This is a genomic window from Curtobacterium sp. PhB190, from assembly GCF_004365385.1.
GTDB lineage: Bacteria > Actinomycetota > Actinomycetes > Actinomycetales > Microbacteriaceae > Curtobacterium.
This window is the reverse complement of sequence record NZ_SODN01000007.1, coordinates 43,307-55,837: the sequence shown is the minus strand read 5'-3', so window position 1 is coordinate 55,837 and position 12,531 is coordinate 43,307. Positions and strand designations below refer to the sequence as shown.

Here is a 12,531-nt window from a genome sequence, read left to right as displayed (position 1 = left end):
CGCCGGCCGGGGACATCGCCGGACGGCCGCGCGCCGCCTGTGGAGAACTCAGGGCACGCAGCTCGCCGACGCCAGGCCGAGGACCGAGACGACCCGCACCTTCACGGTCGGGGTGCTGGTCGCGGTCCAGTTGTTGCCGAGGTTCGTGCGGAGGTTCAGCGTGTAGGTCGTGCCCAGGTCGAGCAGGCCCGCCCCGCCGTAGACGAGCGAACGTTGTCCAGCGGTCGTGGCGGTCGCGAGCTGGGTCGACCCGTTCATGAGGTCGAACGAGTTCGGCACGGTGGGGTCCGTGTAGGTCCAGGTGATCGTCACGGTGCTCGACGACGCGGCCGTGCAGGTCAGCGTGGGGACACCGGTGGCCGTGCCCGCCGTGAAGTTCGAGACGGGGTTCACGGTCGTCCGCGACCACGGCACGGCAACCGCCTGCGCCGGCACGAGCACGCCGATGCTCCCCGCGATGACGAGGACCGCCGCCGCACCGCCGAAGCGGCGCAGCCGCTGCACGCGACGCTCGTGCACCCGGAGCGAGCGACGGGTGACGACGGTGGTCCCGCCGGACGGGAGGCGCGTGGCGGCGTCGTCCCGCGCCTCCCGTCCGGCATCGGTACCGTCCGACGGCCCGTCACCCGACCCGTGGGCGGTGTCGCCCCCGTCCGAGCCGTCGGCGTCGTCGTCGTCGATCGCCGTGAGGCGGCGGAGCGACCCGTCGACCGTGCAGAGCGCCAGCAGCGCGGTCAGGCCGAGTGCGAGCACGACGACCCTGACCCATTCCCCCTGCCGGAGCCACAAGATCGGCGCCCCGACGAACGGGATGCGCAGGAAGGCGACCCCGTGCACGGCCGAGCGTTCGAGCGGTGTGGAGTCCTGCTGCGGGTTCGCGTCGCCCTTGGTGACCAGGGTGCCTCCCGGGCCGTCCTCGACGTAGCGGTGCATGCGGAGGTGACCCGGCTGGTCCGGGTCGTCCGCGAGCAGGATCTTGCCCGTCCGGACCTCACCGGACGCGACCGGGCGCGAGACGACGACGTCCCCGGGCGTGAGGCGCGGCTCCATCGACCCGGTCATCACCGTCGTCGGTTGCCAGCCGATCAGCGCGGGGGCTGCCGCCCACAGGGCGAGGCCGAGGAGGGTCGCGACCACACCGCGTGCAACGGTGCCGACGACGACGCGCCCCCAGTCGACGACGTCACGGAGCACGGCGTGCGGTGTGGGACCACCGTGCACTGCGATGCTGCTCATGACTGCCTTCGACCGGGGGCGCGTTCTCGGGGGTGGTGACCGAGGCGGGCTCGGGCCGAGCCCCGGTCACCGGGTGGGGAGGGCTCCCGGCTCAGCTGTTCTGGGCCTCCCAGGTGAGGCCGAGGGACGCGGTGCCGCCCTGCACCGTGTTCGGCGCGGTGCTCGAGACCGTGTAGGTGAAGCGGTAGACGCGCGACTCGGACGCGGACCCGGTCGGGGCCCAGGTGCCGAGGCCGGTGGCGAAGTTCGTCGAGCCGGTGCCGAACGCGGCGAGGGTGCCGTTGTAGAGCGTTCCGCTGGTCGCGGCCGGGGTGAAGCCGGTGCAGGAGCCGAAGCCACCGCCGGTGCCCTGCTCGACCTGCAGGTTGATGTTGCCCGAGAGGTTGTTCGTGGTGGCCGGGTTCGTGCCGTACAGCTTCACGGTCGAGGCCAGCGAGCCGGTCGACGTGACCGTGATGCAGTTGGCGCCGGTGGAGCCGGGCTTGAGGCCCGTCGCGGTGAAGAGCGCGGTGTTGTTGTCGTCGTCGGTGAGGGCGACGCTGCCGGCGGTCCAGTTGCTGGTCGGGTTGACGGTGGTGGCCGAGAACGCCGAGTAGGACGCGGTCGAGACGACGACACCCGAGGCGACGAGGGCGGCGGGGATGGCGATCCAGGCCGCGAGACGGGCGGCGCGAGGGGTGACACGAGACATTGCGGGAGCTCCTGATCCGGAAACGGTGGCGCCGTGGTCGCGGTGGTTGGTCGCGTCGGTGCCGTGGTGTTTGCTACGACGATCAAGTTACTTTTCCGCCGAGCAACTCACAAGGGAAGGAACCACCCCGTGCTGGGGGTATCTTGACGAGTGAGATACTTGTTGACTGAGTCTTCCCACCCCCTGCCGAGAAGAGCCGCCGATGACGGACACCACCCAGCCCGTCCTGCCCGACACCCTGCCGCCCGCGCCCGTGTCGCCGACCGTCTCCGTGCCGGAGCGCGTGGACTCGGACACCGACCTCGCGAAGCTCCTCACCGCCTTCCGCCTGCTCCAGACGCAGCACGCCCGCGTCCTGCACCACGAGAGCGTCGTGCGCGGGCTGAACGCCACCGACACCCGCTTCGTGTTCTTCCTGGCCGCGGCCGACGGCGAGGGGATCACGCCGAAGCAGGCCGGCGAGTACCTCGAGCTCACCACAGGCGCCATGACCTCGCTCGTCGACCGGCTCGAGCAGCGCGGACACCTCGAGCGCCGCCCGAACCCGCAGGACCGTCGCAGCGTCCTGCTGCACCTCACGGCCTCGGGCGCCGAGGTGGCCCGGCAGATCGGCGCCGTCTACTCGGACGCCTTCCGCGAGGTCGTCGCCCCCGCCGACCGGGTCCGCCTCGCCGCCGCGTTCGCCGGGCTCGGCGACGCCCTGGACCGCCACTCGCGCGCGGAGACCGCAGCCCGCTCAGCGTGACGGTCGGCGCGACGATCTGCGTGACCTCGCGTGTCGGGGCGCGCGCGTAGCGTGGTGCGCATGACACCGTCCGAAGTCCTGATCGAAGCGTTCTCCCGCGTCCCCGAGACCGTCGAACGTGCCGTCGACGGCCTGTCCGAGGACCAACTCGCAGCGCGTCCGGCCGCCGGGGCGAACACCCTGGCGTGGCTCGCGTGGCACACCGCCCGTGGGCAGGACGTCCAGATCGCCGACCTCGCCGGCACCGCGCAGGTGTGGACCGCCGACGGCTGGTACGAGCGGTTCGGCCTGCCGTTCCCGGCCGAGGCCCTCGGCTACGGCATGTCCCGCGACGACGTCGGTCGCGTGCGTGCTTCGGCCGAGCTGCTCACCGGGTACCTGCGTGCCGTCCACGACCGCACCGTCGCGTACCTCGGCACGCTCGGCCCGGACGACCTCGACCCCGTGGTCGACGACGCGTGGGACCCGCCCGTCACCGCCGGTGCCCGGCTCGTGAGCATCCTCGACGACTGCACGCAGCACGCCGGCCAGGCCGGTTTCGTGCGCGGGTTGCTGTTCTTCAACCGCTGACGCGGTCGCGCGCACGCGAGGGCGTGCTCGCTTCGTGAGCAGAAATGGTCGGGTCCGATTTCGGGACCCGACCATTTCTGCTCACCACGTGACGGACGGGAGGCCCGGTACCAGCTGGTACCGGGCCTCCCGTCGTGCGTCTGGTCGCGACTAGCGCGCGGCGAGCTCCGACACGATGCCGTCACCGGGGGCGGCCTGCACGAGGTCCGCCGCGATCTCGGCACGCTCGAGGATGCCCTCGATCTTGCGGATGCGACCACGCGGGACCAGGGTCACGACGGTGCCCTCCTTGCCGGCACGACCCGTCCGGCCGGAGCGGTGCATGTACGCCTTGTAGTCGTCCGGGGCGTCCGCCTGCACGACGAGCGACACGTCGTCGACGTGGATGCCGCGGGCGGCGACGTCGGTGGCGACGAGCACGTTCACCCGGCCGCTCGTCAGGAGCTGCAGGTTCCGGGTCCGGCGCGACTGGTTCAGGTCGCCGTGGAGCGACGTGGCACGGATGCCGGCGTCCTCGAACTGGTCGGCCAGGCGCTCGGCGTAGGCACGGGTCCGGGCGAAGACGATCGTCTTGCCGTCGCCGGCGACGAGCTCCTCGAGGACACGGTCCTTCTCGCGCTGCTCGACCACGAGGACACGGTGGTCGATGGTCGAGGACGCCTGGTCCTCACCCGCGACCTCGTGCACGCTCGGCTCGTGCAGGAACTGCTCGACGAGCGCCGCGACCTGGGTGTCGAGCGTCGCGCTGAACAGCAGCTTCTGTGCACGGTTGCCCTGCGGGGTGACCTCGGCGGTGGCGGAGAGGATCTCCTGCACCGGCTCGAGGAACCCGAGGTCGCACATGTGGTCGGCCTCGTCGAGCACGGAGATGACGACCTCGCTGAGGTCGAGCTTCCCCTTGTTCATGAGGTCCTGCACACGACCAGGGGTGCCGACGATGATGTCGACGCCACGCTCGAGCGCGCCCTCCTGGCGGCCGTACGGCACGCCGCCGTAGATCTGCGTCGTGAAGAGGCCCACCGAGCGGGCGATCGGCTGCACCGTGCGGTCGATCTGCAGGGCCAGCTCGCGGGTCGGCGCGAGGATGAGCGCACGCGGGGCGCGGCCCATCTTGCGCTTCGTGCCGCCGCCGTGCTCCATGAGCTTCTCGACGAGCGGGGCGCCGAACGCGATGGTCTTGCCGGAGCCCGTGCGGCCACGGCCGAGGACGTCCTTGCCGGCGATCACGTCGGGGATCGTCGCGGCCTGGATCGGGAACGGGCTGCTCGCGCCGAGCTCCTGCAGGGCGCGGGAGATGTTGCCGCCGATGCCGAGGTCGCCGAAGGTCACGCCCTCGACGTCCGACGCCACGGTGGACTCGGCCTGGAGCTTCGCGAGCTTGACGTCGTCGGCGGGGACGAACTTGCCGCGCTCCGGCTCGTCGAAGGAGCGGCGGGGAGCGCTGCGGTCGTCGCGGTCGAACTTACGCGGAGCGCGGTCGTCGCGATCGAACTTGCGCGGGGCGCGGTCGTCACGGTCGAAGCTGCGACGGGGACGGTCGTCGTTGTCACGACGCGGAGCGCGGTCATCGCGGTCGAAGCTGCGACGCGGGCGGTCGTCGTTGTCACGACGGGGCGCACGGTCATCGCGGTTGAAGCTGCGGGGAGCGCGGTCGTCGCGGTCGAAGCTGCGACGGGGACGGTCGTCGTTGTCACGACGCGGGGCGCGGTCGTCGCGGTCGAACGAACGACGGGGACGATCGTCGTTGTCACGACGGGGCGCACGGTCGTCGCGGTTGAAGCTGCGCGGGGCCCGGTCGTCACGATCGAAGCGACGCGGACGGTCGTCGTTGTCACGACGGGGCGCACGGTCGTCGCGGTCGAAGCGACGGGGAGCGCGGTCGTCACGGTTGAAGCCGCGTCCACCACGGTCGTCGCGCTCCGGGCGGCGCTGGCCGCCGCTGTCGCGGGGCTCCCAGTTCGGGCGCGCGGGGCGCTCGCCCTGCGCCGAGCGGCCGCGACGCTCCTCGGCGTCCCAGCGCTGCTTCTGGCGCGGCGCGGTCGGCTCGGCGGCGCGGAACCCGCGGTGCTTGCTGCTGCGTGCGGCGGGGGTGCCGTTCGGGTGGCGGGGACGATCGGAGGCGCGGTTGTCCGCGCCCTTGTTGTACGGAGCCATGACTGCTTTCTCGGGTGCGCAACGAACCGCAGCGCCCGACAGCGACATCGGCGGGGGCTGCTTGCGGAGAGGGGGTTCATCCCGTCGCGATTCGACGTGATTCCAGCCCTCGAGCAACACACACCCAACAAAAAGCCCGTGATCACGATGTCACGGCGTCGAAGGCCGACCGAGCGAGTCTACGCGACCCCGCGCTCTGATGCCAGCCCCGTCGTCGACGGACGGCCGCGAGCCGGACCCGGCCCGTGCCTCCCGGCCTGCCCGTCGGTCAGGACTCGGCGAGCCGCTGTCGTTGCTCGGCCACGTCGAAGTCCGCCTTCGGCCACGAGAGCTGCATGTCCTCGAGGGCCCGGAGCAGGAGCTGCTGCACCGCCAGGCGGGCGTACCACTTGCGGTTCGCCGGCACGACGTACCAGGGCGCCTGCGGGGTCGAGGTCCGGTCGAACACGATCTGGTACGCGTCCTGGTAGCGGTCCCACAGCAGGCGCTCGTCGATGTCGGCCGGGTTGAACTTCCAGTGCTTGTCGGGACGGTCGAGTCGCTCGCCGAGGCGTTCGCGCTGCTCGTCCTTCGAGATGTGCAGCATCACCTTGACGATGGTGGTGCCCTCGGCGGTGAGGCGGTCCTCGAACTCGGTGATCGCGCCGTACCGTCGTTCGATCTCGTCCGGCGCCGCGAACGCCCGGATGCGCTGGATGAGGACGTCCTCGTAGTGCGAGCGGTCGAAGACGCCGAGCTGCCCGGCACTCGGGAGCTGCCGCTCGATGCGCCAGAGGAAGTCGTGCTCGCGCTCCTCGGCCGTCGGGGCCTTGAAGCCCGCGTACCGCACGCCGTTGGGGTCGACCGCACCGACGACGTGCGAGACGATGCCGCCCTTGCCGGCGGTGTCCATCGCCTGCAGGACGAGCAGCACCCGGCGCTGGTCGCCGGCGGTCGACGCCGCGTACAGGCGCTCCTGCAGGGCGGCGAGGCGGGACGCCCCCGCGGCGAGTGCTTCGAGCCCGTCGATCTTGCGGCCGGGGAAGCCCGGCGTCGCATCCGGGTCGACCTGGTCGAGGCGGAAGCCCGGGTCGACGCGGAGCAGTGGTTCGGGATCGGCGTTCCAGGCCTTGCGACGGCTCACGGGTCCTCCTGCGGTCCTGGCGGCGGGTGCCCCCAGCTCTCATCCTGGCACTGTGGCGGTTCCGCCGTCGGGCTGCGCCGTCCGGTTCCGCCGTCGGGTTGCGCGGTCGGGTGCGCGGTCGGGGTTCCTCCGCTCGGGTGACGTGGCCGGCCTCGGGTGCGGCTACCGTGGAACCGATGAAGTCCGGCCGTCGCACAGTGCTCGCGCTCGTCGCCGCGGTCGTGGCGCTCGGCGCGGTCGCGTCCTGCAGTACGGACCCCGTCGGTGACGAGAACGCGACGGTCACCGCGGACAGCGTCATCTACCCGCTGTCCCTGCAGTACCACGGCATCGACGTGGTCGCGGATGTGCCGTACGGCACGGCTCCGCTGCAGCGACTCGACGTCTGCCTGCCGGCCGACAGCGCCCCGGAGACGACCGCGACCCCCACGGCGACGCCGTCCGCCACCCCGACGGCCGACCCCGCCGAGGCCGCAGCCAGCACCGGTCGGCCCGCGGTGCTGATGATCCACGGCGGCAGCTGGTCGCACGGCGGCAAGGCCACGGCCGCCTACCGGTCGGTGTGCAAGTACCTGGCGTCCGAGGGCTTCGTCACGTTCAACGTCGACTACCGGCTCGCCCCCACCGACCCGTTCCCGGCCGGTCTCGACGACGTCCGACGGGCACTCGACTACGTGTTCCGCCCCACGACGCTGTCCACGTACGACGTCGACTCCCAGCGGGTCGGGGTGTTCGGCGGGAGCGCGGGCGGCAACCTGGCGGCGATGCTCGCGGTGACCGACCACGAGTCCGCCGCCTACGCCGAGGGCGACCGGATCCGTGCGGTCGTCGACCTGAGCGGCCCCACGAACCTGACGTCACGCTCGACCCGGGCCGACGGGGTCTCCGCGTCCTTCCAGCGGAAGCAGCTGCTGTACCTCGGCTGCCGGACCTACGCGAAGTGTCCGGCGGCCACCCGGGCGTCGCCGGAGTACCACGTCACCTCGGACACGGCGCCGTTCTTCATCGGGCACTCGACGGACGAGTTCATCCCGCTGTGGGAGTCGCAGGAGTTCGCGGCGACGCTCCGGTCGCACGACGTGCCGGTCACGTTCGTGCAGGTCGAGGGGACGGCGCACTCGATCGCGCAGCTCGACGAGGCGATGAGCCGCCGCGTGGCGACGTTCTTCCGGACCCAGCTGGGCTGAGGCGCTGCGGGGGCGCCGTGCGCACGGCCGCGGGGGCGCCGTGCGCGGGTTCGGCCGCGGGCGGGTTGTGTGCCGCCGAAGCGACATTTCTCGCCGACGAGCGGCCGTCCGTGCCGCGAGAGCGACGTTGTGCCGCCGATGTTCGGCGGAGAAGTGTCGCTTTCGCAGAGACGCCAGAGCGGGCGCGCTCGCGGAGCCGCACTGCCGCGTGCCCCGGGTGGGTGGCACCCGGAGTCGGGACTACTGCCGGCAGCCACCACGTCGCAGACTTCCGGGGTGACCGACACCTCCACCCGCCCTGCACGCGCCGCCGCGACCCGCTGGGACCGTTCCGCGCTGCAGACCTCCGCGGAATTGCTGCTCGGGCTGTCGTTCGCCGCCACCATGGCCTTCGGCGGGTACGCGGCTGCGACCGGGCACCTCGCTGTGTTCGCGCAGGGTGCCGGGATCGTCTTCCTGGTCACGCTGACCTGCGTGCTCGTGTCGTGGTTCCGCGCCGTCGAGCGCGAGGAGCGGGCCGACCGTCCCGCCGTCTCGCCCCTCGCCGCGATCGACGCCGAGTACCGCCGCTAAGCCGCGCTGTCGGAACGCGCCGCTCGACGCCGCTGTCGTTCCGCCCGATGCTCCGCGCGTTCCTGGCGTCGCTCAGCGCGCGCCTGCTTCCGGGTCTTGCCCGCGGCGATCCGGTCCGCGTTGCGCTCGCGTGCCCGCTCGACCACGAAGTACAGCGCCGGCAGCACCACGAGCGTCAGCAGTGTCGAGGACACCAGCCCGCCGATCACGACCAGTGCCAGCGGCTGCGAGATGAACCCGGACTTGCCGGTCAGGCCGATCGCCATCGGCAGCAGCGCGAAGATCGTCGCCATCGCCGTCATCAGGATCGGGCGGAGGCGTCGCGTCGCGCCCTCGATCAACGCCTCACGCACCCGCAAGCCGCGCCGTCGGTACTGGTTGACGAGGTCGATGAGCACGATCGCGTTCGTCACGACGATGCCGACGAGCATGAGCAGACCGATGAGCGACGCGACGCCGATCGGGACACCGGAGGCGATCTGCAGCAGGATCGCGCCCGTCGCCGCGAACGGCACCGACACGAGCAGCAGCAGCGGCTGGAGCAGGCTCCGGAACGTCGCGACCATGATCACGTATACGATCAGCACCGCGACCAGGACCGCGAGGCCGAGCTGCGAGAACGCTGACGACTGGCTGGCGGCGACGCCACCGATGGACGCGGTCGCGCCCTTCGGCAGGTCGAGCTCGTCGACGGCGGTCGTGACGGACTGCACGGCCGCACCCAGGTTGGTGGCGTCCGGCGACACGGTGATCGTGGCGGTGCGGGCGGCGTTCGTCGTGGTGACCGTGGTGGGACCCTCGGACTCCTCCACCGTGGCGACGTCGGAAAGCGGGACGGTGCCGGTACTCGTCGGGACGTCGAGGGCACGGAGCACGGCGATCGTGGTCGGCGGCTCGGGGTCGGCGATGTAGACGTCGAGCGTCGCGTCGTCGATCTCGATGCTGCCGGTGTCCCGCGGTGAGACGGCGGCGGCGACGAGGCCACCCACCTGGGTCTCGGTGAGGCCGAGCGACGCGGCCTTCTGCCGGTCGACCCGGACGGCCAGGAACGGCTCCGCGGCCGACAGGTTGCTCGTGGCGCTCGTGGTGTCGGGGACCGACTGCATGGTCTTCAGCACCTGGCGCGACGCGGTCTCGAGCTGCGCCTGGGTCGGCGCGGTCACGTCGACCTCGATGTCGCTGCTGCCGCCGAACCCGCCGCCGGACGACGCGATGGTGACCTCGCCGACGTCGTCGATCCGCGCGATCGACTTCCGGGCGTCGGCTTGGATCGTGGGCTGGTCGGCCTCGGCATCGGTCGTGACGGCGTACTGCACCGACGCGCTGCCGCCACCGCCGAACGCCGCCTGGATCGACTGGCCGCTCGTGCCGATGGTGGTCTGCACGGTCTCGACGCCGTCGACGCCCTGGAGCGCCCGCTCGACCTTGCGCGCGGATTCGGACTGGACGGCGAGGCTGGAGCCGGCCTTCAGGTCCTGCGTGACCGTGAAGGTGTTCTGCCCCGAGTCGCCGAGGTAGTTCGTGGTGACGAACGGCAGCGTGGCGACCGTGCCGCCGAGGACGATCACGGCGAGCAGGATGACGACGACCGGCTTGCGGACGACCCACCGGAGCACCGGCAGGTACACGCGGCGCAGGCGGTCCACCCGGCCGGCGTCGTGCAGGTCCGCTGCGGAGGCGAGCGCTCCCTCTGGACGATCGCGCTCGGCATCGACCGCCGACGGTACCGCCGCCGCTTCCGCGTCCGTGTCCGCCGCCGCTGCCGCCGCGTCGCCCGGCTTCACCTTCGACGGGCGCAGCCACCAGTACGCCAGCACCGGGACGATGGTGAGCGAGACGAACAGTGACGCGACGAGCGCCAGGGTGACCGTCACGGCGAACGGACGGAACAGTTCCCCTACGAGTTCGGCGACGAAGGCCACCGGCAGGAACACCGCGACGGTGGTCAGGGTCGAGGCGGTGACCGCTCCGGCGACCTCGCGCACGGCCTCCCGCACGGCCTGGCCACGGTCGACTCCGGGGAGCATGTGCCGCTTGATGTTCTCGATGACGACGATCGAGTCGTCGACCACGCGGCCGATCGCGATCGTGAGTGCCGCCAGCGTGATGATGTTGAGCGTGTACCCCGCGGCGCGCATGCCGATCGCGGCGAGGAGCACCGACGTCGGGATCGAGATCGCGGTGACGAGCGTGGAGCGCCACGACAGCAGGAAGACCAGGATGACGATCACCGCGAAGGCGAGCCCGAGCAGCCCTTCTTCGGCCAGGGAGTCGATGGACTGCTGGATGTAGGGCGCCTGGTCGAAGACGACGGTGAAGCGGGGGTCGCCCTCGATCTTGTCCTCGATGCCGGGCAGGGCGTCGCGCACGGTCTTCGAGACGTCGACGGTGTTGGCCTCCTGCGTCTTGGTGATCGAGATCGTCAGGGCCTGCTCACCGTCCACCCGGCTGATCGAGGTGCGCGGTGACTCCGTGATCGCGACCTTCGCGACGTCGCCGAGCGTGGTGTCGGTCGGGGTGGCGGCGGTCGTGGACCCGCCCGTCGCGGCGTCACCCGTGGGCGCGGAACCGGTCGCACCCGTGCCGGTCCCCGTCGTACCCGTCCCCGTCGTACCCGTCCCGGTCGCGCCCACGGCCGTACCGTCACCGGACGCCGTCCCACCGGCGCCAGCGGACCCGGCCCCGTCCGAACCCGACGAACTCGACGAGCTCGACGAACTCGTCAACGGCAGCGCGCGGATGTCCTTGAGCGAGGCGATCCGCTCGCCCGTCTGCACCGACAGCGTCGAGCCGTCCTCGGTGATCGTGCCGCCGGGGATCAGGGTGCCGTTGTCGTCGAGGGCGTCCGAGATCGCCGTCTGGGTGAGGCCACGGGCGGCGAGCTCGTCCTGGTCGGGCGTGATGACGACGCGACGGCCCGGGTTGCCGAAGACGTCCGCCTGCCGCACGCCGTCGAGCTTCTCGAGGTCGGGGATCGCCGAGGCCTGCAGCCGGTCGACGAGCTGCTCCTGGTTGCCGGACGCCGAGACCGCGACCTGCAGCACCGGCAGGTCGTCGAAGGACCCGGTGACGATCTGCGTCTGCACCGAGTCGGGCAGCGACAGCGCGTTCACCGCGGTCTGGATCTTGTCCTCGGCGCTGGCCAGGTTCGATCCGTACTGGAACGACGCCGACACCACGCTCTGTCCGGTGGACGAGGTCGCGCTGGTGGACTCGAGGTCCGGGACGACCTGGATCGCCTGCTCGATCTTCGTCGAGACGTCGTTGGACACCACCTCGGGCGTGGCACCCGGGTACGCGCTGACGATCGCGACCTGCGGGAACTCAACGCTCGGGATCAGCTCCTGCTTGAGGTTTGACAGCGCGATGCCGCCGAAGATCGCGACGACGATGGTGACGAGCGCGATGAGGGCCCGGTTGCGGAGGCTGAAGACCGAGAGGAGGTGCACGTCATCGATCCTCGCAGCCGTAGCCCGTGCGCGTCCGCATCAGGCCTTCGGGTCAGCCGTCGGGTCAGCCACCGAGCAGCAGGTACGCGCCGAGCACGCCGACGGTGCCGAGCACGCCGCTGCCGAGGGCGATCACGCGGCCGACCGACGACCGGGCGGTGGCCACCCCGACGACGAGCACGAGGATGCCGACGACGATCTCGACCACCCAGGTCACCGGGCCGGTCGTGGCCACCACCTGCAGCAGCGCCCGCACCCCCTCGCCGATCAGGATCGCGGCGGTGACCCCGAACGCTCCGGCACGCCAGCGGGCGTCGCGGGAGCGGACGAACACGGCGACCGCACCGGCGAGCAGCCCGGCGGGGACGCCGAGCAGCACCCACAGGTTTGTGACGGACAGGAAGTCCGGGTAGCCGCGCAGGTTCGTCGTGGCCCAGTAGCCGACGTGCATGAGTTCGAGCAGCACGACGCCGAGCAGCATCGCGAGCGGCAGGGCGAACCGGCCGGCACGGGCTCCGGCGCCGATGCACAGCGCGACGGCGACCAGGAACCAGGGGCCGGCCGAGTTGGCGACCGACGACAGTGCGGGCACGGTCTGCCCGAACGAGGTCAGCACACCGGCGAGCAGCGCACCGCTCAGGGCCATCGTGACGCGCACCAGAGCCGGCACCGCGGGGCACGGCTCGGACGGCGACGCGGACGACGGGGACGCAGCAGCGGCCGGAGCACCGGCGGACAGGGTCGCGTTCATGGCATCAGCATCGCGTCGTCCGCCGCCGCGCACATCACCCCACGGAGCGAGA

General features: G+C 71.8%; 10 protein-coding genes. 4 read left to right on the top strand and 6 right to left on the bottom strand.

Annotated elements, in window-relative coordinates:
- Positions 1 to 48: 48 nt before the first annotated feature.
- Positions 49 to 1,236, bottom strand: coding sequence for a S24/S26 family peptidase (locus EDF47_RS12720; protein WP_123937541.1), 1,188 nt, complete (start codon positions 1,234 to 1,236; stop codon positions 49 to 51).
- Between the two features lie 91 nt (positions 1,237 to 1,327).
- Entirely contained in the window at positions 1,328 to 1,927 is a 600-nt protein-coding gene (locus EDF47_RS12715) for a hypothetical protein (RefSeq protein WP_111085548.1), read from the bottom strand.
- Between the two features lie 202 nt (positions 1,928 to 2,129).
- On the opposite strand from EDF47_RS12715, the gene EDF47_RS12710 reads away from it, so the two are divergent.
- Positions 2,130 to 2,672 carry a MarR family transcriptional regulator gene (locus tag EDF47_RS12710; protein WP_123937540.1) on the top strand — a complete coding sequence of 181 codons (543 nt, stop codon included), beginning with the start codon at positions 2,130 to 2,132 and terminating at the stop codon, positions 2,670 to 2,672.
- Positions 2,673 to 2,732: 60 nt separating this feature from the next.
- Positions 2,733 to 3,242, top strand: a complete 510-nt coding sequence (locus EDF47_RS12705) for a DinB family protein (RefSeq protein ID WP_123293670.1) — start codon at positions 2,733 to 2,735, stop codon at positions 3,240 to 3,242.
- Positions 3,243 to 3,392: 150 nt separating this feature from the next.
- On the opposite strand, the gene EDF47_RS12700 is transcribed toward EDF47_RS12705, so the two are convergent.
- Both EDF47_RS12700 and EDF47_RS12695 read right to left on the bottom strand, forming a co-directional pair.
- A complete protein-coding gene (locus tag EDF47_RS12700) occupies positions 3,393 to 5,396 on the bottom strand; it encodes a DEAD/DEAH box helicase (RefSeq protein ID WP_131880756.1) in 2,004 nt (667 codons plus the stop codon).
- Positions 5,397 to 5,664: 268 nt separating this feature from the next.
- Positions 5,665 to 6,519 carry a polyphosphate kinase 2 family protein gene (locus tag EDF47_RS12695; protein ID WP_243648844.1) on the bottom strand — a complete coding sequence of 285 codons (855 nt, stop codon included), beginning with the start codon at positions 6,517 to 6,519 and terminating at the stop codon, positions 5,665 to 5,667.
- A 176-nt stretch (positions 6,520 to 6,695) separates the two neighbouring features.
- On the opposite strand from EDF47_RS12695, the gene EDF47_RS12690 reads away from it, so the two are divergent.
- On the top strand, positions 6,696 to 7,706 hold the full coding sequence (locus EDF47_RS12690) for an alpha/beta hydrolase (RefSeq protein WP_133938289.1): 1,011 nt from the start codon (positions 6,696 to 6,698) through the stop codon (positions 7,704 to 7,706).
- 276 nt (positions 7,707 to 7,982) lie between these two features.
- Positions 7,983 to 8,279, top strand: a complete 297-nt coding sequence (locus tag EDF47_RS12685; RefSeq protein WP_131880754.1) for a hypothetical protein — start codon at positions 7,983 to 7,985, stop codon at positions 8,277 to 8,279.
- Here the strand turns inward: EDF47_RS12685 and EDF47_RS12680 are convergent.
- Both EDF47_RS12680 and EDF47_RS12675 read right to left on the bottom strand, forming a co-directional pair.
- A complete protein-coding gene (locus EDF47_RS12680) occupies positions 8,276 to 11,728 on the bottom strand; it encodes an efflux RND transporter permease subunit (protein WP_131880752.1) in 3,453 nt (1,150 codons plus the stop codon). The genes EDF47_RS12685 and EDF47_RS12680 overlap by 4 nt on opposite strands.
- A gap of 64 nt (positions 11,729 to 11,792) precedes the next feature.
- Positions 11,793 to 12,479, bottom strand: a complete 687-nt coding sequence (locus EDF47_RS12675) for a DUF6518 family protein (RefSeq protein ID WP_131880750.1) — start codon at positions 12,477 to 12,479, stop codon at positions 11,793 to 11,795.
- Positions 12,480 to 12,531: the final 52 nt, after the last annotated feature.

What these genes read in the sequence shown, in the direction of transcription:
- EDF47_RS12700 (WP_131880756.1), bottom strand. Translation starts at nt 5,396, where the DNA reads ATGGCTCCGTACAACAAGGGCGCGGACAACCGCGCCTCCGATCGTCCC.
- EDF47_RS12715 (WP_111085548.1), bottom strand. Translation starts at nt 1,927, where the DNA reads ATGTCTCGTGTCACCCCTCGCGCCGCCCGTCTCGCGGCCTGGATCGCC.
- EDF47_RS12720 (WP_123937541.1), bottom strand. Translation starts at nt 1,236, where the DNA reads ATGAGCAGCATCGCAGTGCACGGTGGTCCCACACCGCACGCCGTGCTC.
- EDF47_RS12705 (WP_123293670.1), top strand. Translation starts at nt 2,733, where the DNA reads ATGACACCGTCCGAAGTCCTGATCGAAGCGTTCTCCCGCGTCCCCGAG.
- EDF47_RS12710 (WP_123937540.1), top strand. Translation starts at nt 2,130, where the DNA reads ATGACGGACACCACCCAGCCCGTCCTGCCCGACACCCTGCCGCCCGCG.
- EDF47_RS12690 (WP_133938289.1), top strand. Translation starts at nt 6,696, where the DNA reads ATGAAGTCCGGCCGTCGCACAGTGCTCGCGCTCGTCGCCGCGGTCGTG.
- EDF47_RS12675 (WP_131880750.1), bottom strand. Translation starts at nt 12,479, where the DNA reads ATGAACGCGACCCTGTCCGCCGGTGCTCCGGCCGCTGCTGCGTCCCCG.